At 67.0% G+C, this 22983-nt stretch carries 28 protein-coding genes and 1 pseudogene; 18 read left to right on the plus strand and 11 right to left on the minus strand.

Features of this window, described 5'->3' with window-relative positions:
• Together HNP02_RS04955 and HNP02_RS04960 are read right to left on the minus strand one after the other, a co-directional pair.
• Complete coding sequence (locus tag HNP02_RS04955) at positions 1–558, minus strand: DUF6529 family protein (RefSeq protein ID WP_184435684.1); 558 nt, start codon at positions 556–558, stop codon at positions 1–3.
• Complete coding sequence (locus HNP02_RS04960) at positions 548–1204, minus strand: hypothetical protein (RefSeq protein WP_184435686.1); 657 nt, start codon at positions 1202–1204, stop codon at positions 548–550. Before HNP02_RS04960 ends, HNP02_RS04955 begins: the two co-directional genes overlap by 11 nt.
• Positions 1205–1322: 118 nt before the next feature.
• Here HNP02_RS04960 and HNP02_RS04965 point away from each other — a divergent pair, with 118 nt between their 5' ends.
• From HNP02_RS04965 to HNP02_RS04980, 4 genes are all read left to right on the plus strand, one after another.
• Entirely contained in the window at positions 1323–2480 is a 1158-nt protein-coding gene (locus HNP02_RS04965; protein WP_184435688.1) for a serine/threonine-protein kinase, read from the plus strand.
• 194 nt (positions 2481–2674) lie between these two features.
• Positions 2675–3883, plus strand: a complete 1209-nt coding sequence (locus HNP02_RS04970; RefSeq protein WP_184435690.1) for an acyltransferase — start codon at positions 2675–2677, stop codon at positions 3881–3883.
• A gap of 125 nt (positions 3884–4008) precedes the next feature.
• Positions 4009–4404 (plus strand): RidA family protein, encoded by a 396-nt coding sequence (locus HNP02_RS04975; RefSeq protein WP_184435692.1) that lies wholly within the window; start codon positions 4009–4011, stop codon positions 4402–4404.
• A gap of 437 nt (positions 4405–4841) precedes the next feature.
• A complete protein-coding gene (locus tag HNP02_RS04980; protein WP_184435694.1) occupies positions 4842–5525 on the plus strand; it encodes an Rv0518 family GDSL lipase in 684 nt (227 codons plus the stop codon).
• A 21-nt stretch (positions 5526–5546) separates the two neighbouring features.
• Here HNP02_RS04980 and HNP02_RS04985 read toward each other — a convergent pair whose 3' ends face one another.
• Positions 5547–6440 (minus strand): aminoglycoside phosphotransferase family protein, encoded by an 894-nt coding sequence (locus HNP02_RS04985; protein ID WP_375373644.1) that lies wholly within the window; start codon positions 6438–6440, stop codon positions 5547–5549.
• Between the two features lie 69 nt (positions 6441–6509).
• On the opposite strand from HNP02_RS04985, the gene HNP02_RS04990 reads away from it, so the two are divergent.
• Both HNP02_RS04990 and HNP02_RS04995 read left to right on the plus strand, forming a co-directional pair.
• On the plus strand, positions 6510–6938 hold the full coding sequence (locus HNP02_RS04990) for a PPOX class F420-dependent oxidoreductase (protein ID WP_184435696.1): 429 nt from the start codon (positions 6510–6512) through the stop codon (positions 6936–6938).
• 44 nt (positions 6939–6982) lie between these two features.
• Positions 6983–7756 (plus strand): hypothetical protein, encoded by a 774-nt coding sequence (locus HNP02_RS04995; RefSeq protein ID WP_184435698.1) that lies wholly within the window; start codon positions 6983–6985, stop codon positions 7754–7756.
• 4 nt (positions 7757–7760) lie between these two features.
• On the opposite strand, the gene HNP02_RS05000 is transcribed toward HNP02_RS04995, so the two are convergent.
• A complete protein-coding gene (locus tag HNP02_RS05000; RefSeq protein WP_184435700.1) occupies positions 7761–8729 on the minus strand; it encodes a GlxA family transcriptional regulator in 969 nt (322 codons plus the stop codon).
• Between the two features lie 141 nt (positions 8730–8870).
• On the opposite strand from HNP02_RS05000, the gene HNP02_RS05005 reads away from it, so the two are divergent.
• The 4 genes from HNP02_RS05005 to HNP02_RS05020 are packed head-to-tail and all read left to right on the plus strand — an operon-like array spanning position 8871 to position 11484.
• Positions 8871–9509, plus strand: coding sequence for an HD domain-containing protein (locus HNP02_RS05005; RefSeq protein WP_184435702.1), 639 nt, complete (start codon positions 8871–8873; stop codon positions 9507–9509).
• A gap of 52 nt (positions 9510–9561) precedes the next feature.
• Positions 9562–10317 (plus strand): SDR family NAD(P)-dependent oxidoreductase, encoded by a 756-nt coding sequence (locus HNP02_RS05010; protein WP_184435704.1) that lies wholly within the window; start codon positions 9562–9564, stop codon positions 10315–10317.
• Complete coding sequence (locus tag HNP02_RS05015; protein WP_184436526.1) at positions 10317–11282, plus strand: o-succinylbenzoate synthase; 966 nt, start codon at positions 10317–10319, stop codon at positions 11280–11282. The genes HNP02_RS05010 and HNP02_RS05015 overlap by 1 nt, the downstream gene beginning before the upstream one ends.
• Positions 11260–11484: a hypothetical protein gene (locus HNP02_RS05020; protein ID WP_184435706.1), complete on the plus strand. Its 225-nt coding sequence runs from the start codon at positions 11260–11262 to the stop codon at positions 11482–11484. Before HNP02_RS05015 ends, HNP02_RS05020 begins: the two co-directional genes overlap by 23 nt.
• Positions 11485–11500: 16 nt before the next feature.
• On the opposite strand, the gene HNP02_RS05025 is transcribed toward HNP02_RS05020, so the two are convergent.
• Positions 11501–12064 carry a hypothetical protein gene (locus HNP02_RS05025; RefSeq protein WP_184435708.1) on the minus strand — a complete coding sequence of 188 codons (564 nt, stop codon included), beginning with the start codon at positions 12062–12064 and terminating at the stop codon, positions 11501–11503.
• Positions 12065–12183: 119 nt separating this feature from the next.
• A pseudogene (locus HNP02_RS05030) lies at positions 12184–12501 on the minus strand (2Fe-2S iron-sulfur cluster-binding protein); the annotation flags it as partial.
• 80 nt (positions 12502–12581) lie between these two features.
• Between HNP02_RS05030 and HNP02_RS05035 the strand changes: the two are divergent.
• The 4 genes from HNP02_RS05035 (at position 12582) to HNP02_RS05050 (ending at position 14562) form a co-directional block, all read left to right on the plus strand.
• A complete protein-coding gene (locus HNP02_RS05035) occupies positions 12582–13046 on the plus strand; it encodes a DUF2834 domain-containing protein (RefSeq protein ID WP_255506205.1) in 465 nt (154 codons plus the stop codon).
• Positions 13047–13086: 40 nt separating this feature from the next.
• Positions 13087–13554 carry an N-acetyltransferase gene (locus HNP02_RS05040; RefSeq protein ID WP_184435710.1) on the plus strand — a complete coding sequence of 156 codons (468 nt, stop codon included), beginning with the start codon at positions 13087–13089 and terminating at the stop codon, positions 13552–13554.
• A 46-nt stretch (positions 13555–13600) separates the two neighbouring features.
• Positions 13601–14095, plus strand: coding sequence for a thiol peroxidase (tpx, locus tag HNP02_RS05045; protein WP_184435712.1), 495 nt, complete (start codon positions 13601–13603; stop codon positions 14093–14095).
• 104 nt (positions 14096–14199) lie between these two features.
• A complete protein-coding gene (locus HNP02_RS05050) occupies positions 14200–14562 on the plus strand; it encodes a hypothetical protein (protein ID WP_184435714.1) in 363 nt (120 codons plus the stop codon).
• Positions 14563–14567: 5 nt separating this feature from the next.
• Here the strand turns inward: HNP02_RS05050 and HNP02_RS05055 are convergent, their stop codons facing one another.
• Both HNP02_RS05055 and HNP02_RS05060 read right to left on the minus strand, forming a co-directional pair.
• Positions 14568–15188: a TenA family protein gene (locus HNP02_RS05055; protein ID WP_184436530.1), complete on the minus strand. Its 621-nt coding sequence runs from the start codon at positions 15186–15188 to the stop codon at positions 14568–14570.
• Positions 15189–15196: 8 nt separating this feature from the next.
• A complete protein-coding gene (locus tag HNP02_RS05060; RefSeq protein WP_184435716.1) occupies positions 15197–15754 on the minus strand; it encodes a TenA family transcriptional regulator in 558 nt (185 codons plus the stop codon).
• Positions 15755–16028: 274 nt separating this feature from the next.
• Here HNP02_RS05060 and ripD point away from each other — a divergent pair, with 274 nt between their 5' ends.
• Entirely contained in the window at positions 16029–16667 is a 639-nt protein-coding gene (gene ripD, locus HNP02_RS05065) for an NlpC/P60 family peptidoglycan-binding protein RipD (protein WP_184435718.1), read from the plus strand.
• Here the strand turns inward: ripD and HNP02_RS05070 are convergent.
• Entirely contained in the window at positions 16654–18030 is a 1377-nt protein-coding gene (locus HNP02_RS05070; protein WP_184435720.1) for a cytochrome P450, read from the minus strand. The two genes, ripD and HNP02_RS05070, sit on opposite strands and share 14 nt — an antisense overlap.
• A 186-nt stretch (positions 18031–18216) precedes the next feature.
• Between HNP02_RS05070 and HNP02_RS05075 the strand changes: the two genes are divergently transcribed.
• Positions 18217–19116: an endonuclease/exonuclease/phosphatase family protein gene (locus HNP02_RS05075; RefSeq protein ID WP_184435722.1), complete on the plus strand. Its 900-nt coding sequence runs from the start codon at positions 18217–18219 to the stop codon at positions 19114–19116.
• On the opposite strand, the gene HNP02_RS05080 is transcribed toward HNP02_RS05075, so the two are convergent.
• Complete coding sequence (locus tag HNP02_RS05080) at positions 19034–20404, minus strand: flavin monoamine oxidase family protein (protein WP_184435724.1); 1371 nt, start codon at positions 20402–20404, stop codon at positions 19034–19036. The genes HNP02_RS05075 and HNP02_RS05080 overlap by 83 nt on opposite strands.
• 127 nt (positions 20405–20531) lie before the next feature.
• On the opposite strand from HNP02_RS05080, the gene HNP02_RS05085 reads away from it, so the two are divergent.
• Positions 20532–20975, plus strand: a complete 444-nt coding sequence (locus HNP02_RS05085) for a VOC family protein (RefSeq protein WP_184435726.1) — start codon at positions 20532–20534, stop codon at positions 20973–20975.
• 26 nt (positions 20976–21001) lie between these two features.
• On the plus strand, positions 21002–21856 hold the full coding sequence (locus tag HNP02_RS05090; RefSeq protein WP_309241419.1) for an LLM class flavin-dependent oxidoreductase: 855 nt from the start codon (positions 21002–21004) through the stop codon (positions 21854–21856).
• Here the strand turns inward: HNP02_RS05090 and HNP02_RS05095 are convergent.
• Positions 21846–22952 carry a Gfo/Idh/MocA family protein gene (locus HNP02_RS05095; RefSeq protein WP_184435730.1) on the minus strand — a complete coding sequence of 369 codons (1107 nt, stop codon included), beginning with the start codon at positions 22950–22952 and terminating at the stop codon, positions 21846–21848. The genes HNP02_RS05090 and HNP02_RS05095 overlap by 11 nt on opposite strands.
• Positions 22953–22983: the final 31 nt, after the last annotated feature.

Here is a 22983-nt window from a genome sequence, read left to right on the forward strand (position 1 = left end):
CTAAAAATGGACTCCACTGGTCTCGAAGAACCACAACGCCGACGTCAGCCAAATGAACACCACGCCGAAGAAGGTCATGCCGCCCACGATCGGAATCACCCACGGGGCGATCCCCTTCCGGGTGAGCAGCAGCATCTTCGTCACGAACACGCCGTAGAAGAAGCACCCGAACAGCGAGTGGAAGAGCACCCTCGTGTCCGTGGACTCGAAGCCGAGCGCATACAGGCAATGCACCGCCACGGGGACGCTGGCCAGAACGGCCAACCGACCGGACCAGACGTGTGCGGTGCTAACCCACGACGGCACGCGGCCGCGGCGGAGAAGTCCGTACATCGCGAAGGCCGACCCGAACTGAAACAGCGCCAGGGTGACCGCCACCGTCGCCAACCACGTCTTGACAGCCAGACCGCTGGAGAATCCCGCCACGTTGATCGCGAAGTACTGCGGGTCGTGCACCTTGCCGAACACCCCGAGGCCGACGGCGACCGCCGCGCCGATCAGGACGGCGGTCAGCGCGGCGAGGCCGCCGGTCGAGTTGGTGCGTGTGTCACTTGACATCTTCGCCATCTTCCACCCGCGTCGCGGTTATCGTCCGACCATCCAGAACGGCGGTGCCGTCGGTGGACAGGACGGGTGCCGGCGCCGTCGAGCCGTCGGCCCGGCGCTGGACTCCGGTGACCCCGCCGTTGGCATCCACGATCCAGCTGCTCCGCGGGCCGTCGAATTCGTAGACGTAGAGACCGGCCGGCGGCGCCACCTGCGCGGTGGTGAAGTCCCAGTTCTTCTCATCGATCGACAGGTTCCCGACGACCGTGTTGCCCTGGGGACGGCCTGCGAGGCGGCTCTTCTTGTCCTTGCTCGCCAGCGAGAGGACCCCGTTGGTCGCGCTGCCCCGCAGCCATACCTCGAATGTGTTGCCGTCGCAGGCGTAGGCGACGGCCTTCGGACCGTTGACCGTGATCTCCAGGGTGATCACGCCTGACGCCGTCGGGATCTTGCCGACATAGTTGGCCTTCGCCGGGAAGGCCACCGGCGGCGGCGCGGGCGGCGGCGGCGCGGGCGCGGCCGTCGTGGTCGACTGCGCGACGGACTTGGCCGGTGGTTCTGCGGTCTCTTGGGAGACGTTCATCCACCACAGTCCGCCGCCCAGTGCCGCGACTGCGGCAAGGGTCACCAGCGGACCGCGAATTCTGTTCTTTGCCATGAGACGAGCATGGTCGCCAGGACGTCGCTTTACATGGAGAAAGCGTGGAGGTTGCATGGAGATCCATCGCCTTGTCCAGCGACGTTTGCCGACATCGCAGCGGGGCTACCGTATGGCTATGAATGGCCGCGAACTGCTTGCCGGCCGCTACGAGCTTCGTGGCATCCTCGGTCGGGGTGGGATGGCGGAGGTCTGCGACGGCTGGGACACCCGGCTGAATCGTGCGGTCGCGATCAAGCTGCTCTACTCGGCACTCAACGCTCAGCCCGACGTACGGCGGCGCTTCGAGCACGAGGCCCGCTCAGCGGCCGCTCTCAGCCATCCCAACATCGTCGCGGTCCACGATTACGGCGAGCATGACGGACGGCCCTTCATCGTGATGGAGCGCCTTCCCGGCCACACCCTCGCCGATCAAATGGCGAGGGGCCCGCTAGACGCCGCGCGGGTGCGTGCGGTGCTCCACGACGTGTTGAGCGCACTCACAGCGGCCCACGCGGCCGGAGTGCTGCACCGCGATCTCAAACCCGCAAACATCCTGGCCTCGGCGACCGGCGACACGATGAAGGTCGCCGATTTCGGCATCGCGAAGACCGCGGGGACCGCGCAGACCGCTACCGGTCAGATCGTCGGCACGATGGCCTACTTGAGCCCGGAACGGGTGGCGGGCGCAGCAGGGTCGGTCAACGACGATCTGTATGCCGTCGGCGTGATGGGCTACGAGGCTCTCACCGGGCACCGGGCGTTTCCACAAGACAACCCTGCAGCCCTGGCCCGCGCAATCATGGATACCCCGCCGCCACCGTTGGCCGCGACGCGACCGGACGTCGAGGCGTCCCTTGCGACCGCGGTGGACGGGGCGATGGCACGTGACCCCCGGCAGCGGTTCCGCGACGCCATGCATATGCGCGCGGCCCTGACCGGTGAATTCCGGCCGGCGACCAAGGTGCTCGCCGATCCGCTCGGACCGTCGGCCATCAACCTTGCACCGTCGGCCTCCTACTTCGTGCCCATCTCACCACGCCATCGGTTCTCCCGGCGGACTCGAACGATGCTGGTGGCCGCCGCGGCATTGATCGTTCTCACCATCACCGCACTCGCGGTGGCACTGGATTCGTCATCGCAGCGGGCGCCCCAACCGGTCAGCACCAGCACTACCACCACGCCTACTCCCACATCCAGTGCTGCCCCTTCGACGACGGCCACGTCGATTGACGAGCAGCCCCCGCAGAAACCGGAGAAGCGGGGCAACGGCAAGAAGAAAAAGGGCGACGACTAGGTACCGCGTCGTCGCACGTCGAAAACCCGATCCTCGGATCCGACAGGAACCACACAGCGTTGCGAACGCGCGGTCGGCGCGATCAGCTTGCTACCCTGCGATGGCTGCCGGATGTCGGACCGCTGAGCGGAACGCCCGGTCGGCGAACGCAGTGGCGCGAACGAAACCGCAAGAGTCCATACGAAGAGAGTGTTGTGCGCAGCGGAGAGATCAGGGCCCTGACAGGCCTGCGCATCGTCGCTGCGCTGTGGGTCGTGCTGTTCCACTTCCGTCCGCTTCTGTGGGAGGCGGCCCCCGATTTCGCCTCGGCCCTCGCCCCAATCCTCGACTGCGGAGCCCAGGGCGTAGATCTGTTCTTCATTCTCAGTGGCTTCGTCCTGACCTGGAACTACATCGACAAGATGGGCAAGTCGTGGTCCACGCGCGCGACCCTGCGCTTCCTGTGGCTGCGGCTTGCCCGGGTGTGGCCGGTGTACTTGGTCACCCTGCATCTCGCCGCGCTCTGGATCATCTTCACGCTGAACGTCGGCCACATCCCGTCCGAGAACGTCGGCACGCTGAACGCGACCAGCTACATTCGCCAGCTCGTCCTCGTCCAGCTGTGGTTCCAGCCCTTCTTCGACGGGTCCAGCTGGGATGGTCCTGCCTGGTCGATCAGCGCGGAGTGGCTGGCCTACCTGATGTTCGGCGTGCTGATTCTGGTGATCTTCCGCGTCGCACGGGCGACGCGGGCCAGGAGCCTGTTGTGGCTGGCCTTCGCCGCGTCGTTGCCCCCGGTGGTGTTGTTGCTGGCCTCGGGTGCGCTCTACACACCGTGGAGTTGGCTTCCCCGCATCGTGATGCAGTTCATCGCGGGCGCGCTGGCCTGTGCCGCGGTACGCAAATTGCGCCCGAGCGATCGAACCCGCGCAGGCGCCGGCTACCTGTCGGTGCTTCTGATCGGCGCCATCGTCGGTGCCCTCTACCTGCTGTCTGCCCATCCGCTGCCCACGGTGCGTGACGGCAGCGGGCTCGTCGACGTTCTGTTCCTGCCCCTGGTGGTCTGCACGGCCATCGGCGCGGGCACCCTTCCTGCCTTGCTGTCCACCCGGGTCGCGGTGTATCTGGGGCAGATCTCGTTCAGCCTGTACATGGTGCACGAGTTGGTGCACACCACCTGGATCTGGGCGGCGCAACAGTTCGAGCTAGCGCTGACCGGCACCGCTGGCAAGTTCACGGTCGCGGGCCTCATTGCGCTCGCGATGCTCGGTGCGGCAGTGCTGTACCACGTGGTCGAGGAGCCGGCCCGACGGTGGATGCGCAGAATGGTCGACGTCAGGGAAGCCTCGCTCGAATCCCGAGCCAACCTGGAGCACGACACTGGCAACGTGCAGGCGATCGACGTATCGTCGCGCGCGAGCTGATTGGGCAATTCCTGAATGGTGTTGGGCCGCACCCGTGTGCGGCGAGTCATCACCGCGTCGCGGCCACGTTCGGCCGCCCGAATAATTAGCTTTTGGAATTCAATCACTGGCAGGACACTAAATCGATGACGCTCGAATGCATCAATCCCAAGGATCTGCCGACTCCAGAAATCTATACCCAGGTCGTCGTCGCGACGGGAAGCAAGTTGGTATTCGTCTCGGGCCAGCAGCCCGAAGACATTCACGGCAAGCTCGTTGGCCATGGTGATTTTGCGGCTCAGGCGCGGCTGGAGTTTGGCAATCTCGGCCGCGCGCTCGCTGCTGCCGGTGCCCGGCCTGAGCAAGTCTGCAAGATCACGATCTACGTCGTAGATTACAACCGCGACGAACACGTGCCGATCATCGAAGAGGCCCAGACAGCGCTGTTCGGAGACCACAAGCCAGCAAACGTAGTCGTCGGGATAGCGACGATGTCCCCGGGCTATCTGATCGAGGTTGACGCGATCGCAACCATTGATTGAGCAAACCACCACGAGCTACCCGAGGATGCGATAGATGACTCGCTTACCGAAAAGGCCGCAGCGAATAATGATGTAAGCGAGTCGACAAGGCACACCAGGACGCGGTTCAGATCGTGGGGATTTGATGCAAGAGCAGGTTCCAATTCCTGTGGGACATTACGCACCCGCTTTGGAATTCGTCCAGCATGCGCCAGGACAGGCCCGCCGCGTAAAACCATGGCGCAGCGCGTCGACGGTCGTCCGTAGCCCGGAGCAACCTGGAGCACGACACAGGCAACGCACAGGCGATCGACGTATCGTCGCGCGAGCTAATTGGGCGAGCCACTTCGTGAATGGTGTTGGGCCGCACCTGTGTGCGGCGAGTCACCACCGCGTCGCGGTCACGTTCGGCCATCCGGATAATAAGCTGACGGTGGCCGTCGGCAGTGGAGGTAGCAATGGGTCGTCTGGCCATGTTGGTTGTCGCGTGCGCCCTTCTGGTCGGTGGCGTCGGCGCACCTACGGCATCCGTGGCGCTGGCGAGCCGGGATACGCCGCTGAGCCGCGTTGCCGTGATCGGCGACTCGTACACCACCGGCAGCGATCAGGGTGGGCAAGGACCCAACGCTTGGACCGTCCGCTCCTGGCAAACCCTCGCGCGGCAGGGTTTTCGAATAACCCCTGACGTCGCCGCCGAGGGCGGAGCGGGGTACGGCGTCCGCGGCAATCGCGGAAGCGTGTTCCGCGACTTGACCCCCGCGGTCGTCCGCCCCGATGACGCGCTGGTGCTGTTCTTCGGATCGCGCAACGACAAGGGCGTCGATCCCGCGGTGCTCGCCGGCTCGGCGTTCGACTGCTTCCTCTTCGCGCGTGCGGTCGCACCGTCGGCGCGGCTCCTCGTCATCGGCCCGCCGTGGCCGACCGCGGACGTCCCCCCGGACGTTCTTCAGGTTCGTGACGTGTTGTACGGCCAGGCCAGAGCGATCGGGGCAACGTGGATCGATCCGATAGCCGAGCGATGGTTCGTCGGCAGGCCTGATCTGATCGGCGCGGACGGCGTGCATCCCACCGACGCGGGGCACGCCTACATGGCGGACAAGATCGCGCCGCTGATCGCCGCGCAGCTGCCACGCGAGGTGTGAATCCGCACCCGACCGGCGACCTCAGTCCTGCACGGCCTTGGCGATCGCCACGCACGTGGTGAGCCAGTCCCGGTCGGGCTCGCCGCCATCGGTCAGCTCCCACATGGCGTTGTGCACCATCCGGACGACCACCCAGGCCCGAGCGCGGTCATCGTCGAGGCTTGCCGCGTCGACCAACGCATGGAACCGGCGGCGGACACCGCCGCGGGTGTCGCCGTCGAGCTCGTCCCAGCGATTCCAGAGCATCGGGGCGATCTCGTAGTGCGGGTCGCCGTTGACCGGCTTGGGGTCGATCACCAACCACGGTTCGCGATCGGCCGCAAGCACGTTCCCGTAATGCAGATCGGCGTGGATGAGCGTGCCGGTGCTGGCCGGATCGGCGATGAAGTCGCGGCCCAGCGTGATCGCCTGCTCGACCAGCCTGCGGGGGACCGGGGCACTGCGTGGTAGTTCGGAGAGCTCGCCGGTCCATTGCTCGACGAAGCCGGTGAGCGTGCGCAGCTGAGGCAGCGCGGGGACGTGGATGCGCCGGTAGAGCGACGCGACGATCTCGCACGCCTCGATGTCCCAGAGCTCGTTGAGGTTTCGCGAGGACAACCGCTCGAGGAGCATGGCGCGACGGTGCGGATCGGCGCTCAGCAGCCGGACGGCACCGTCGCCGGCCCAGCGCCGAAGCGCTAGATGCTCGTGCTCTGACTCGTCGTCGGGGAAGGCGACCTTGAGCATCACCTGGGTGCCGTCCGCCGTGCGCGCGGGCAAGACGATCGAGCAGTAGCCGTGGGTCGGGTCGCCGTCCGGTGTCAGGTTCCAATCGTCGAGTTGGCTGCGGACCAGCTTGGGCAGGCCATCGACCCACGTCGCCCACTCCGGTCCACGAGCCGCCATCGCACGCACTGCGGCGGGCAGTTCGATCACCGGACCCATCGTTCCATCCGGGCTGCGACGCTCGGGAATGCGCACCAGGGACCTCGTGTTGCGCCAGACATGAGTGCGCCTTTCGATCCTCGTCTCCTGCTGTCCGAATCCCGAATCGGCGTCCTCGCCACCATCAAGGCGAATGGCCTCCCACAGCTGTCGCCGGTGACACCGTTCTACGACCGGCAGGCCGATGTCGTCCAGGTCTCGATGACCGACGGTCGGGCCAAGACCGCCAACCTTCGACGCGACCCCCGCGCCGCGCTCGAGGTCACGAGTGCCGACGGCTGGGCGTGGGCGACCGCCGAGGGGTCGGTCACCCTCACCGGTCCCGGCACCGACCCGCACGGTCCCGAGGTCGAGGCACTCGTCGACTACTACCGGGCGGCGGCGGGGGAGCATCCGGACTGGGACGAGTACCGGTCGGTGATGGTGTCCGACCGCAGGGTGCTGATGACGTTGGCGGTCGAGCGCGTGTACGGCGAGAAGATCCGCTGAGCGATCGCCAAGGGCCGCCACGCTAGTGGCGTTAACATCGGAGTGTGACCGAGCGCAGGATTCTCGGGGAACTTGACTTCGATTACGAGGTGAGCGACCTCGCCGACGACGACGGCTGGTTCGGTCGTGCGCAGGTCGACGCGACCGAGCCACTGACCACGCCAGAGCTCGACGCACCACCCCGCGACCATCCGCAATATCCCGTGGAGTACGACCCGGACGACCCCGACCCCGAAGATCCCGAGCCCCAGGACACAAAGTGGAGCGGCATCCTCGCGCCGCGCAACGGGCGCCAAGGCGTTCCACCGACCAGGTCGTGGGAGTCCACGCTGGCCAACAGCGGCGCGTGGGACTTCAAGGTGTCCACCATCGGCCCGTGGTACCGCTCGAAACGCGTGCTGGCCGCAGCCGCCGCAGTGGCGGCGGCCGCGCTGGTGTTGACCGGCGTCATCCTCTTCACCCGAGGTTTAGGCGCAGGCGTCGAGGAGTCGACGCCCGTGTCGCCGAGCAACCCCACCACTGCCGGGCCAGCACCCTCGAGCCAGGCGCCCGTTCTGTCCACCGCGATTGCGCCGCCGCCGCTTCCACCGCCACCGCCACCGGCGCCGTCGGCCGACCAGATCACCGTGGCACCGACCCGCGGGTACACGCCGCCCCGTCGATCCGCGCCATCCCGATCGGACATGCCCGAGATCGGGGTGACCCGCACCCCGGTCACCCGGGCACCGTTGAGCGCGACGCCACCTCCGCCTCGCACTCCTGACCGGAACTCCTCGACGCCGGGGGACGGGCCCAAGGGCGGATGGGGACGCTGGTAGGCCGTCAGCGGACGGTGGTCTTGAACCGCTTGCGATAGGCGCCGGGAGTCAAGCCAAGTTCGCGTTGAAACAGCCGCCGAAGAGATTCGCTCGAACCCACGCCGGTTCGTTCGGCGACGTGCTCGAGGGATTCCGGGCCGCTGGTGAGGATCGCGCAGGCGGCTTCGAGCCGGGTGCGGTCGACGAAATGCTGTGGGGTGTGGCCGGTTTCGGTGAGAAAGAGCCGCGAAAGGTGGCGGGCACTGACCCCCGCACTTGCGGCGAGCGAGCCAAGAGTGTGGTTGGGCCGCGGGTCGGCGGTGATGGTGTTCATGACGTCGCGTACGACGGAGTTGTTGGTGGGCAGGGCTTCCAAGCGGACGCTGAATTGCGATTGGTCGCCGGGCCGGGCCATGAAGACCACCAGGTCTCTCGCGACGTCGCGCGCCAGCGTCGGTCCGTGGTCTTGTTCGATCAGCGACAGGGTGAGGTCGATTCCCGCGGTGACGCCTGCGGAGGTGGTGTAGGCGCCGTCGGTGACGAAGATCGCCGCGGCGTCGACGCTCACCTCGGGGAATCGTGCCGCGAGTTGACGCGCGAGCTTCCAGTGGGTGGCCGCCCGCCGGCCGTCGAGCAGTCCTGTGGCGGCAAGGGGAAAGGCGCCCGCGCAGATCGAGACGGTGCGCTGGCTGTGTTGCGCCAGTTGGCGAATGGCGGCGACGAGCTCTGCGTTGGTGATGCTCGCCTGCCAGTCCGGCGCACCGGGAACGAGCAGGGTGCCGATGCGGTCGGACACCAGATGTGCGGCGGTGTCGACACCAAGGCGGGCACCAGAACTGGCGATGACGTCGCTGCCGGTGACCGACGCGTGCACCACGCGGTAGCGGGCCCCGAGGGCGTTGGCCGAGGTGAAGGCGTCGACCGGTCCCGTGACGTCGAGCATCTGGATGCCGTCGTACACCATGACCACGACGAGGTGTGGCTCAGCTGCCATCAGAACCACGTCATTCGTTCGAGCGTGTCCACATGTGTGCCTTTCCTGGCGCTTCGTGCACGGCCGCAGCGACTACTGCAGGGCGATAGTCGAATCAACGGCGCTGACCCGGCGTCACGCATCGAAGAGAGAGGAACCGACATGACTGAAATCATTGCGGGGGTTCGCATCCCTGACAGCGCATTGGCACAGGAGGCCACCCAGCTAATCCGCGACACGACCAACGAGCTGATCTTTCATCATTCGCGGCGGGTGTTCCTGTTCGGCTCGCTGCAGTCGCGGCGGTTGGGCATCGCCCCAGACCCCGAGCTGCAGTACGTCGCGGCACTGTTCCACGATACGGGCCTGGTGGCGCCGTACCGGGGAACCGAGCAGCGGTTCGAGTTGGACGGTGCGGACACCGCGCGGGGCTTTCTGACCTCGCACGGATTCTCGGCAGCGGAGGCCGACGTGGTGTGGACGGCGATCGCCCTGCACACCACGCCGGAGGTGCCGTACAAGATGGATCCGGTGATCGCGGCCACCACTGCAGGCGTCGAGACCGACGTTCTCGGCATCCGGCTGGACGCCATCAACGCAGCAGAGATCGACGCGATCACAGCGGTGCATCCGAGGCCGAACTTCAAGAACGAGATCCTGCAGGCATTCACCGACGGTTTCTCGGACCGACCCGAGACCACGTTCGGCACCGTCAACGCCGACGTGCTGGAACACTTCGTGCCAGGCTTCCATCGGATCGACTTCGTCGACGTGATCAAGAACTCGGCCTGGCCGGAGTAGCCCCGACGCGGCCGATCTACGATGACCTGTCGCCGAGGACGCCGGAGGAATCATGACCAGTGAAACGAGTCCCGTTGCCACCCAGCGCGACCCGGAACTGGCTGGCCAGACCGTCGTCTTGATCGGCGGCTCCGCGGGAATCGGGCTCGAGACCGCGCGACGCGCACGGGCCGAAGGCGCCGAGGTGATTCTCACCGGCCGCAATGCCGACCGGCTCGAACAAGCGGCGCTCGACGTCGGCGCGCAACGGACCGCGGCCTTCGACGCCAATGACCCGGCCGCCCTTGAGGCCTTCTTTCAGTCGCTGACGACGCCGATCGACCACGTGTTGATCACGGCGGGCGGCCCGCAGTACGGGCCCCTTCTCGAGATGGACGCGGCCCAGGTGCAAGAGGCGCTCAGCGGGCACGTGGTGCTGGGGCTCGCGGTCGCGCGCAACGTCGTCGGCAAGATGAGGCCCGGCGGCTCGCTGGTCCTGATGGGCGGCACCGGCGGACGGCGCATCGACCACGGCCTTGGCATCGTCTCGGCAGCCACTGCTGCGCTGCCTCCGTTCACGGCCGCGCTCGCGCTCGAGCTGGCACCGGTTCGCGTCAACCTCATCGCCGCCGGTTTCGTCGACACCCCATTGTCGGCAACGCTGCTCGGAGATCGACTCGAGGAACGCCGCGACGAACTCAGGGCAACGCTTCCGATCGGCCGCGTCGTCGGACCTGCCGACGTCGCCGCGCTCGCGGTCCACCTGATGAGCAACACGGCTCTCACCGGAGCGACGTACGACATCGACGGTGGCCAGCAGTTCGTGTGATGCAAACGATGATCGACTTCGACGTCGCACCGGTCTTCGCCATGCCCGAGGTCGATGGGGTCGGCCTGCGCGAAGGCATGTTGATCGAGGGCCCGCAGGGCTGGGGTGAATTCAGTCCACACGACGGCGACGACGACCGCGTCGCCGCGCGATGGCTGACCACGGCGATCGAGTCGGGCACGGTGGGGTGGCCCGACCCCGTGCGCGGCCGCGTCCCGATCGCCGTCACGGTGCCTGCGGTCGATCCCCGGCGGGCACACCAAATCGTCGCGAACGCCGGCTGCCGCAGCGCCGAGGTCACCGTCGGGGATGGCGCGGGTTCGCTCGCCGACGACGTCGCCCGGCTGGAGGCGGTGCGCGAAGCACTTGGCGCAGACGGCGTTATTCGCTGTTGTGCCAACGGAATCTGGGACGTCGACACCGCCGTGTCGGCGATCGCGGCGCTCGACAAAGCCGCAGGCGGACTCGAGTACGTCGAGCAGCCGTGTCGCTCCGCCGAGGAACTGGCCGCCGTCCGCGGCCGAGTCGACGTTCCCGTCGCCACCACCGTGCCCATCCGCCCCGACGATGCGCCCCGGGCGTCGCTCGTCGGCGTCGCGGACATCGCGGTCCTTCGGTGCGGACCGCTTGGCGGCGTGCGCCGTGCGCTGGTGATCGCCGAGGCGTGCGGGCTGCCGTGCGCCGTCACCTCGACGGGGAAGTCGAGCATCGGGTTGTCCGCGGGACTCGCGCTAGCCGGGGCGCTGCCGGAACTGCGGTACGCCTGCGGGTTCGGCGCCACGTCCCTGTTGTCCGGCGACCTGGTCGCCGGCACACGCTCGTTGATACCCGTCGGCGGTTACCTGCCGGTGGCACCGATGCCACCGGCACCGGACCCGGAACTCGTCAAGCAGTACGCGATCACCGACACGGACAGGATCGCCTGGTGGCGCCAACGATTGGGTGCTGCCCGCGCCGTGGTGTGACGTACTCGAGCCCATCTGCCCCGCTGATGTCGACCCCGCCTTCGCCGGTCCGCAGTTCCGTGCGGTGGCGGCCAGCGAGATCACCCAAAACGGCGGCCCGGCGCTCAAAGTCCTTGCGGGTGAACTCAAGTCAGGCAGCGGCGAGGTGACCTATGTCAACGTCCCCGTCGCCTTCGCCAAGGTCCTGGACGGCCTGCATTGAGCATCGTGCGGGGACGTTATCCAGCGGAGAGGCAACCCACATTGGGGATGCAAGCGCTGGCGCCGCCGGGTCCGGCCGTGGCGCCTGCACCGGGAACGCTGGCGCTCGCGCCACCGGGTCCGGCCTCCGCGCCAGCACCGGGAACGTAGGCACCGGTACCCTCGGGCCCGGCCGTCGCGCCAGCACCGGGGACGGTCGCGCCGGCACCCTCAGGCCCGGCCGTCGCGCCAGCACCGGGGACAGTCGCGCCGGCACCCTCGGGTCCGGCCGTCGCGCCGGCACCCGGGACGGTCGCGCCGGCACCCTCAGGCCCGGCAACCGCCTCGGCACCCGGGACTGCGGCGTTCGCACCCTCGGGTCCGGCCTCCGCACCAGCACCAGGGACAGTCGCGCCTGCGCCCTCAGGTCCGGCCGTCGCGCCAGCACCAGGAACGGTCGCGCAGACGGTGCCGTCGGCGTTGACGCAGCCCGGCGGGGGATCGGCCGAGGCGGGCGGCGCCACCGCGATGGCGGAGACCGCGGCACCAGCGAGCAGAACCGACTTCAGGGAGATCTTCAGAGTGTTCGTTTTGAGTGCCATGCGGTCTGGACTACCCACACCTGCGGGACCCTGAAACTGTGAGCTGGGCTCGATCCGCAGAAGAGGCACGAATGCGCAGGTAGTCGCGGCGGAGTCAGAACCGGAACCGCGATCCGCGCCTACAAATCGAGCGTCAATCGCGCACCCGGCGCCGCTCTGGAGATGCAGACCAGCATCATGCCGCCGTCGCGTTCCGGAATCGTCAGGAGCGTGTCGCGGTGGTCGACCTCTCCGTCCAGCACCCGGGTGCGGCACGTTCCGCAGAATCCCTGTTGGCACGAGTAGGGGGTGGTGACCCCTTCACGCCGCAACGCCCCAAGGAGAGTCTCGTCGGCGCCGACCCGCACCGACGCTCCCGACGACGCGACGGTGACGTCGAACTCACTGCCGTCGAGCACTGGAGGATCGGCGAACCGTTCAAAGTGCAGTTCGACGTCACGCTTCGGCCGATCGGGTCGGTGTCGATGATGTGTGGCGAAACCCGTTGCAGCGCTGATGGTCCAGCTAGCGTCGGCTCATGGAAACACCTACTGCTGCAGCAACCATGCCCACGTCGCGCAAAGTGCTCTGCGCCGTGTACGCCGCGATCTCCGTCGCCGCGCTGATCGCCACGTGGAGCCAGAACGTTGCGTATTTCAACGGCACCCCGGGTGTGCCTCAGGGGCTTGGCTCCTTCTTCGCCGAGACTCGAGTGACACCCGCTTCCCGATCGATCACCGTCGACATTCTGTTCTTCTTCCTCGCTGCGGCGATCTTCATGGTGATCGAGTCCAGGAAGCACGGTGTCACGTTCGTGTGGGCCTACATTCTGGGCGGAGGTCTCATCGCAGTCAGCGTCACGTTCCCGCTGTTCTTGATCGCGCGAGAAATGCGCCTGCTGACTTCAGACGCATCTGAGGTGCGCATCCTCGACACTGGCTTGCTGGCGATTGTCTCCGCGGCGACGGTGGGCCTGTCGATCTGGGTGGATGCCGGTCCATGACGACGTCGACGCAGATGACGGGCCGGGTACGCTCGCGATCGTGACCGAACGGCCATTCGTGCCCGCTGACTTCGTCGTGCCACTCGAGCTCGTTGGACCCGGCTTCCGGCTGGTTCCGCTTGAGCCAGAGCACAACTCCGCCGACCTTGCCGCGTGGTCGGCGAGCATGGAGCACATTCGGGCCACCCCGGGCTTCGGCGGGCGGCCCTGGCCGCACGACATGACGGAGTCTGAGAACCTGGTCGACCTCGAGCAGCATGCCGTCGACTTCGCGGCGCGCACCGGATTCACCTACACCGTCCTCCCGCCGGGCCGGCCAGACGGTCGAGAGGTGATCGGCTGCGTGTACGTCTATCCGCCTCAGCCCGGCGACCCAGGCGATGCCGCGGTTCGTTCCTGGGTACGCGCGGATCACGCCGAGCTGGACTCCGTCCTCTACACCGCGGTCCGGGACTGGCTGGCCAGTGACTGGCCCTTCCACGAAGTGGAATACGCTTCCCGCCCCTGAGGCACCCTCGCGCGCGGCGCTCTTGCGGCCTTGACAGACTGTGTGCATGGCACAGATAACGTTGCGCGGAAATCCCATCAACACGGTCGGTGAGCTGCCCGCCGTCGGGGCCCCGGCCCCCGGCTTCACCCTGACTGGCACCGATCTCGGCGCCGTCAGCAGCGACCAGTTCCGGGATAAGCCCGTGCTGCTGAACATCTTTCCCTCGGTGGACACGCCGGTGTGCGCGTTGAGCGTGCGGACCTTCAACGAGCGCGCTGCGGCAAGCGGCCTCTCGGTGCTCTGCGTGTCCAACGACCTGCCGTTCGCCCAGAAGCGATTCTGCGGCGCCGAGGGCATCGAGAACGTCACCACGGCGTCGGCATTCCGCGACAGCTTCGGCGCGGACTACGGCATCACCATCACCGACGGTCCGATGGCCGGATTGCTTGGCCGGGCGGTCGTGGTGATCGGCGCGGACGGAAACGTCGCATACGCCGAACTGGTGCCCGAGATCGCCACCGAGCCCAACTACGACGCCGCGCTGGCAGCGGCGAGCTAGGTTTCGAGCGCCTCACGGCGGTACGAGCAGTCGCTCCCATTGATTAATCGACTAATCAATCTAATAATGGAGTAGTGAAGCGACTGCGGGTTTGGTGGACAGGGGTGACCGCTCGGCATCCGCGCCGCTATGCGTACCGGCATGTCGCCGGGGCCGTCGGTGGCGTGCTGCTGACGATCGTCGGCGTCACCGTGTTCGCCAAGACCGTGGCGGGGGAGATCATCGATGCAGTATTGGCTTGGCTGCCCGACCTGCGGTTGCCGGACATCGGCTTTCCCGATCTGCCGATCCCGTCCATACCGTTGCCTGACCTACCGGACATCACCATGCCCGCCTGGGTGGGCTCGATCGCCGACGTGGCCAAATACGTTGTCCCGGTGCTGATTGCGTTGGCAGTAACCCAGGCCGAGATCAAGCGCAGGGCGGCGAGGGACGGTCGAGGTGACGCCGACAACCCCAAGGATTGATCGGCTCAGGCCGAGCCGTGAAACGCCGCGGCGAAGAAGGCCACCTCGAGCCCCATCGCCCGCCGGTAGACCGCGGCCACCGGGGCGCCGTCATCGCCCTGTTCGTCGAGCAGCTGTTCGAGGCGGCACGCCAACGCCTCGAAGCCAGGGTCGGCGTAGGCACTGACCCACTCGCCATAGGGTCCCGCCGCGTCGGCGTCCAGCGCCGCGCCAAGCCATGCATAGAGCCGCATGCAGGGAGTCATCGCGGCGAACACCATGCCCAACGTGCCGGTGGCTGCGGTCGCGAGCAGGAAGTCGGTGTATGCCAGGGTCGCCGATGACGGCTCGACGCCTGCCATGCCGATACCCCAGCGGGCGGCATACGAGGCGTGCAATCCGAGCTCCTCACGAACCCCGGCAAGCAGATCAGCCAGCGCGAGCAATGTGGCCGTGTCGGAACTGCGTGCCAGGGCGAGAGCGTATGCGCGGGCGAAGGATTCGAGGAAGAAGGCGTCCTGCGCGACGTAACCCGCGAAGATCTCGCGCGACAGCGATCCATCCCCGAGGCGCGATACGAAGGGATCGGCGAGCGCCTTTTCCGCCAGGTCGGCGTTATCGGCCCACAATCGTGCCGACAGGGTCACATCCGCAGTCATGCCAGGGCCATGTCCCAGAACGCCACCTCGTGCGTCAGCACGTCGGCCACCAGGTCGTCATGCCCCTCGAGGGTGGCCAGCTCGCCGAGCCCGTCGACGTAGCCCGCGAAGGCCGGGTCAGTCCAGTGCTCAACGAACTCTCCGAACGGGGACGTACTCGACGCGGCGGAGGCCCAGCCGAGCAGGTACACCCGCTCCAGCACCCAGAGTGCCGTCACGGCGGCGTCGAAGGGCGCGGCGTCGAGTCGCTGCAGCAGCGCGCGGTAGGCCAGCGTCGCCGGCAGCGCGTCCGCTCCCAGGTCGATCCCTCGCGGCGCGGCCATCACCTCGAACCAGTCCAGTTCGGCAACGAGCGCGACACACCCGCCGGCGAGGACCGCCTGCGCCTGCCGCGGCGCGCGTCCCAGCAGGCGGGCCTGGAAGGAAAGCAGGTCGGCGACGAACAAGGCGTCTTGCGCCAACCACCGATCGAACGCCGCGTCTGCAATCGTGCCGTCGCGTACTGCGTCGAGAAACGGATGCCGGGTAGCGGCGGACCAGAGGGGATCGAGCACGCCATGAACAATAGCGGCGGCCTCGCCGGAAGGTCTCGGGGCGAGCGAAGCGACGGGGGTTGATCTCGGGCCCGCATCTACAGGGGATCAATTGCTACACGAAGGCGTAACGAATGCGCCGTAGCGGCCTGGTGACGGCTCTGCGGCAAGAATTGCGGATAGCCTACGGGCGGTGCAGTTTTGGCCACACGGGTGGGACGTCCCGGTAGGGAGTCATGGAATGTCGGCCGAAACGTGAAGACATCGCGTTGATGCCGGAGAGGTGGAATTCGAAATGAGACGCATCTACGCGTTGGCGATCAGCGTGGCCTTGTTGATGGCGACGCCCGGTCTGGCGACCGCTGACCCCTACACCGCGCCTGTCAGTCGGCAACAGGCCATCCAGTACGTGATTTCACGTGCGCTCGCGCAGCGCGGCGTGCCGTACACCTATGGAGGCGGCAATGCGTCGGGACCCACCCTTGGCGCCAAACCCGCCGCCGACGTCGCTGACACCAGCATCACCGGCATGGCCCCGGCGCCTGCCGTCGGTGGTTTGACGCAGACTCCCCAAATCGGCTTGGCTCCGGCCCCCGCGCTCGGTGCCTTGACCCCGGCCCCCGCCCTCGCCGGGGCGGCCCCGGCCCCCACCGTCGTCGGATTCGACGCTTCCGGTCTGGTGCTGTACGCCTTCGCAGGCGTCGGTATCAAGCTGCCGCGTTCCTCGGGTCAGCAGTACGCCGCACTGCAGAAGGTCCTGCCGTCGCAGGCCCTGCCCGGCGATCTGATCTTCTTCGGCCCCGAGGGGAGCGACAGCGTCGCCCTGTTCGTGGGAAATGGGCAGATGTTGGAGGCCACCAATCCGGCCGTGGCGGTCTCACCCGTACGCACCAACAACATGGCTCCCTACCTGGGCAGGGTCATCGCGCAGTGACCTGGGGCGATCCCCGCCGCGGCTGAACGCGCACGAGTGCCCCACGTCCCGGTGCGATGGCCACTCCACGGGATTGGCAGCGTTCGTCGCGGGTGCTCGTCGGACTGATGACGTAGTCGCGCAACAGAGTTCGTAGCACGACCCGCATCTCCATGGTCGCGAACGCGGCGCCGATGCAGCGGCGGACTCCGCCGCCGTACGGGATCCATTCGGCGGGGTCGGGCGGCCGGGAGATGAAACGGTCGGGATCGAAGCGACGGGCGTCGGGGAAGACGGTTTCGTCGGCGTGCAGCAGCCCGATGCTGGCGACGATCGTCTGGCCCTGCGGGAACGTCCACGGGCCGATCTGCAGGGTTGGGGCCTTGACCTGCCGGAACGTCTGGTCGACGACCGGGCGGGTGCGCTGGACCTCGAGGATCGTGGCGTGCAGGAGTTCTTCGGATCCGTTGTCGAGGTCCGCGTTCAGGCGGTCGAGCAGCTCGGGGTGTCGCTGCAGCCGCTCGACGGCCCAGGCCAGCGTGGTGGCGGTCGTCTCGTGGCCCGCCGCAAGCAGGGTCATCAACTCGTCCGCGATCTCGGCGCGCGTCATCGGCGAACCGTCCTCGTAGCGGCTCTGCAGCAACAACGACAGTACGTCCTCGCGGGCATCGAGATTCGGATCGGACTGGGCTTTGTCGATCAGCCTGTCGACGATCGCGTCGTACTCCCGGCGGTACAGATGGAACCGGCCCCAAGGACTCCAGCGGCCCCAATCCCATTGCGGCACGGGGACCAAGGCAAGCATCGAGCCTAGTTGGATTGCGGGTGGCAGCATTTGCCGAAGACGCTCCAACTCCTGGCCCTCGGCCCCGAACACCGCCCGCAGGATGACGTTGAGGGTGATGCGCATCATCGAGGGCATCGTCGCGAAGGTTCGGCCCTGCGGCCACGTCGCGAACTCGTCGACCGCTTCGCGCTCGACGATCGCCTCGAAGGCAGTCAGCCGGCGTCCGTGAAACGGTGGCGTCATCAACTTGCGTTGTGCGCGATGCCGGTCGCCGGTCAACGCGAACAACGAATTCGGTCCCATGACACGTCCGAGGTTGGCCTCGGTCGTGTCCACGGCGTCGGGGCCGGCCCTGAAGAGTTGACGAATGTCGTCCGGATCGCTGAGGACGACCATGCGCCCGAAGATGGGCAGGTGAATCGAGAAGGTGGACCCGTAACGGCGGCGCACGACCTCGAGAGCCGCGGTGCGGTTGGCCACCGCCAGCACGCCTTGGACGGCTCGGGGGATGGGTGGGCCAGCTGGCAGCTTGATTGCGGTCGTGTTCTCGCTGGTCGCGCTTTGATTCGTCGTCGCGCTTTGATTTGTCGTGGTCATCACATCTCCCGACTAACGGCCATGGCCCGGCGATGATAGTCGGCGAAGACGTCGAGTCAATGCACACGAGACGACGCGTTGACGGCGTCCCTCGTGGGCCATACTGGCCTCGATGGCCGTCGCATACCACTTCGCGCACTTCGATATCCGAGTGCGGGCGTGAGGCATCGTCACCACCGCGTTCCCGTGGGGACGTTCGACGCGGCGACGAATCGGTGGACGGACGTCGACGCCGCAGGTGCCGTCGATCGCGATGAGCTGACCGTGTCGACGTTCAACGTCTGGTTCGACGAGTACTTCGCCGACGATCGCTATCTCGCCATCGCAGAGCTGCTGGCCCGAGACATGCCTGACGTCATGGTGTTTCAAGAGGTGACCCCGGTCGCGCTGGACGTCTTCCTGGCCCAACCGTGGATCCGGGACTGCTATCGTCGTGCCGCGGTCACCAGCGCCGAACTCGGCAACTACGGGATGCTGATGTTGTCGCGGCTCCCGATCAACCGTGCCACCTACACCCGGCTACCGACCCGCCTGGCACGCGGATTTCTCACAGCGGAGTTCACGATCAACGGTGGCGCAGTGGTGATCTGCGGGATTCATCTCGAAAGCGGTAAGGCCTCAGCGGGATTGCGCGCCCGGCAGCTTGGCAGAGTCTTGCGTGCACTGGGCGGCGCCGACGACGCTGTCGTCCTCGGCGATTTCAACATGCGCGACACCGAGAACGAACGGATCGGCCCGCCCTATTGCGATGTCTGGCCGGCTCTGCGGCCACACGATGACGGCTTCACCGAAGACACGTCCATCAACCTCATGCGCTTGGACAGCAAGGACAAGCACAGGCAGGTCCGATTCGATCGGGTATTGCTCAAGGGCCCCGGCTGGACGGCCGACAGCATCGACCTGCTGGGGACCGAACCGATTTCGCGCGCGCAACCGCGGGTGTTTCCGTCCGATCACTTCGGTGTGCGATGCCGCCTCATCCGTCAGCCGGCGGTGGGTGAGACTACCCGCCGGCGGCGCCTGCCCTTTCGGATGCCATCACTTCGGTTGCGGCGCGCTCGCCCGAGCGGATGGCTCCGTCGATGAAACCGCTCATGACAGCCGAGCTTTCGGTCCCGGCCCAGTGGATGCGACCGCATGGTTCACGCAGTGCGGGGCCGAACTCGGTGAGTACACCGGGTGGGGCGTGGCTGATCATGCCGCCCCCGGAGTAGCGTTCGGCGCTCCAGTCCTGCTCGACGTAGTCGACGGGGGAGCGTGCCTTGTCGCCGAATCTCTGAGCGACGGCGTCGAGCACCACGGCTCTGCGCGCGTATGCGCCGAGCCGCGCGACCCGCCGCGCGACGGGCCCCTCGGTGATGATGGTGAGAACGCCGGGGCGCCCGGTGTCCGTACAGGAGTCGATGGTGAGATTCGCAGGCGACCCTGGCGCGAACGACTGGCCGGACAGGCCGTCGGAACGCCAGAACGGCTCGTCGTACACCAGCGCGATCTTGAAGACGGCGCCCAATGGCATGCGCTGGTGCAGAAACGATCGATCCATGGGCAGCATCGGCTCGTAGGTGATCTGGCCGGCGATCGCCAAGGGCACGGCGACGATGGCTCGGCGTGCGCGCACCTCGGAATCGTCTGAGCGCACGGTGACCCCATCGCCATTCTGGGAGATGCTTCGGACGGGTTGCGACAGGTGGAGCGCGTCGCCGAGTTCGGCGGCGATCGGCCGGTAGATGGCGCCCATGCCGCCGACGGGCCTGGCATCCTCTGCGGCGTCCTTGACGCCGAGCACGAAGCTCGGTCCGCCCGCCGACGCCATCTGGTGGAGCACGAACAGCATCGACACCTCCGAGGCGGCCGAGGTGTAGGTGCCTGCGATGGCCGCCTCGAGGAGCTGGTGAGCTGGCGTGGACAAGGTGTGCCTGTCCAGCCACTGCGCGACGGTGATCTGATCCCATTTGTGCGCCTTCGGCGCCGCCCACGGGGCGTCCAGCGGAATGGACTTGCACATGCGGCCCAGCCCGAAGAAAACCGCACCGAGGTTGGCGACCACCCACGGGTTCATCGTCAACGGAATCGTGCCCTTGTAGCGATACTTCTTGCCGCCGACGTACATCATGGCGTCGCCGTCGACGTACTGCTTGTAGCTCGGGACCTCGAACTCCTTCATCAACCCGTAGATGGCATCTTGGCCTGGCCCGATCCAGGCTCCACCGCGATCGATCCACGACCCGTCGTCCCGCTCTTCGGTGAACGTGCGACCGCCCACCCGATCGCGGGCCTCCAGCAGCACCACGGAGTAGCCCGCTTGTTTCAATCTCAGTGCGGCAGTGAGCCCGGCGAACCCAGCACCTATCACGCAGTAGTCCACGTCGGTCATCAGCGCTCCCACTGTTGCGTCCGCGGAATGCGGGATGCGGGTTCGCAGTCTAGCCAGCTAGCAGGGCTTCCGAACGAGGTTTGCAGCCACTCGCACTGCGGCTACGCGATCGCGTAGCGTCGAGGCCGTGGAGCTCAAACTCGAGGTCATCGTGCTGCCGGTGTCCGACGTGGACCGAGCGAAGGATTTCTACGTGGCGCTGGGGTGGCGTCTGGATGCCGACTTCGCCACCGGTGATGACTTCCGGGTGATTCAGCTGACCCCTCCCGGGTCGCCGTGCTCGATCATCTTCGGCACCGGAGTCAGCACGGCCGCACCGGGTTCCGTCGACGGATTGCATCTCGTCGTCACCGACATCGAGGCGGCCAGGGCCGAGCTCGCCGGCCTTGGCGCCGACATCAGCGAGGTCTTCCACGACGTCGGCGGCGTGTTCCACCGCGCGGGAACCGACGGTCGAGCACCAGGTCCGGACCCCAAGCGCGGCAGTTACGCCTCGTTCGCCTCGTTCAGTGACCCTGACGGCAACACCTGGACCCTGCAGGAAATCGTCGAGCGCCTTCCCGGCCGATGAGCGTGCCGGGTCCCCGGGTCGGTTGTGTGTTCCGACCTCAGTACGCGCCCGAGAAACTCGGCGCTGCCGCACGTGCCGCCGATGCCGCAGGACTCGACGAGATGTGGCTGTGGGAGGACTGTTTCGCGACCGGCGGGATCTCCACGGCCGCGATCGCCCTTGCCAACAGCGATCGGATGTCCGTCGGCATCGGTGTGTTGCCCGCCCCGATGCGCAATGTCGCGCTCACCGCGATGGAGATCGCCACCCTGGAACGCGCCTTTCCCGGCCGGGTCCGCATCGGCGTCGGTCACGGGGTCCAGGACTGGATGCGCCAGATCGGCGTGAAGGTTGCCTCACCGATGACCTACCTGCGCGAGTATCTCGTCTGTCTGAGTGCACTTCTGCGCGGCGAAACCGTCACCTACGCTGGCAGATACGTATCGCTGACCGACGTCTGCCTCGAGTGGCCACCGACGTCGAACACGGAGTTGCTCGCCGCGGCGAGCGGGCCGCGGACCCTGGAACTGAGCGGCGAGCTGGCCACCGGAACCATCATCTCGAGCGGTTCCTCACCCGACGCACTGCGAGAATCGCTGGGACACATCAACTCCGGGCTGGCTCGACGCGCCGCACCTGGCCCGCACTCGGTCACCGTCTATGTCGTGTGCACGACGGGGCCCGACGCCCACGCGGATGCTCTCCGAGAACTGAAGCACTGGGATTACGACCCGGGTCAGGACGTCGCCGCGTTCGGCACCGCCGCCGACATCGCACGCACCGCCCGACGATGGGTGTCGGCAGGCGCAGACACCGTTGTGCTGCAACCCACCGCCGAAACCGACTTCGAGTCTTTCGCAGCGTTCATCGGCTCCGAAGTCCAGCCGCTACTCAAGGGCTGACGCGCGCCAGCGCATCGGCCGCGCAGGCCATCGCGACCGAGTCGCGGCCGTTGTGCTCGTCGACCTTTCGCCGGTGTCCGCGGTCGCCAATCCACGCCGCCTGATCGGCCATCATGCGACGCAGCAGGTCGCAGTACAACGGCATCTTCTGCGGGCCTTCCCAGTGCAGGTCGAACTGCTGATAGGCGTCGTGCTGGTGTCCGTGCGAATAGAACTCGCGATCGCGCGGGCCGTAGGTCGTCAGCACGTCGATCCGCGCACCGGGAAACAGGTCGCTCAGCTCGCGCGTCTGCGACTCGTTGGCCACCGCGTGAATGCGGACGCTCGTCGGCACCCAGCCGTGCAATACCAAGTCGCCACGTTCGAAGACGAGCCGAAGCTCCTGGCGATCCAGCCGCGCCGGCTGGTGAAAGCCGTGGTAGAAGTTGAAATGCGCGCCGCCGGGGGAGCGCACCGTGCATTGCACCTGGTCCTCGCAGCCGTCCGACCTACGACTGGCCTGCGCGGAGACGACGTCACCGGCGCCCAACCAGCCCGTCAGCATGTCGAAGAAGTGCACGCCGTGCTCGACGAAGATTCCGCCGCTCTTCTCGCGATCCCAGAACCAGTGCTCCGGCGGAAGATTCTCGTCGGAGGCGTAGTTCTCGAAGTAGCCGTGCAGCAGTTCGCCAAGCGGCCCGCGATCGATGACCTCACCGACGATGTCGAACAACGGGTTGTAGCGCTGCATCAGGTTCGCGACGAGCAATAGGTCCTGCCGCTTCGCGAGGCCGACCAGCTCGTCGGCTTGCCCGACGGTGAGGGCAAGCGGCTTCTCGCAGATGACGTGCTTGCCGGCCGACAGTGCGAGCTTCGACTGCTCGTAGTGCAGAAACGGTGGCGTGGCGATGTAGACCAGATCGACTGCAGGCAGTCCGAGCAGACGATCGACGTCGACGACGTCCTCGAGCCCGTAGCGCTGTGCTGCGGCCACGGCGGCAGGCCGTGCCGTGCCTGCCATGCCGGCCAGCCGTACCCCGGGAACCTGCACGAATTGCTGCAGCGCGAACAGTCCGAAGCCGCCAAGACCGATGACGCCGATACCGAGCTCGCTCATCGCTTCGAATCCTCTGGTAGCGGCGCTTCGT

The organism is Mycobacterium sp. AZCC_0083, from assembly GCF_014202335.1.
Classification (GTDB): domain Bacteria; phylum Actinomycetota; class Actinomycetes; order Mycobacteriales; family Mycobacteriaceae; genus Mycobacterium.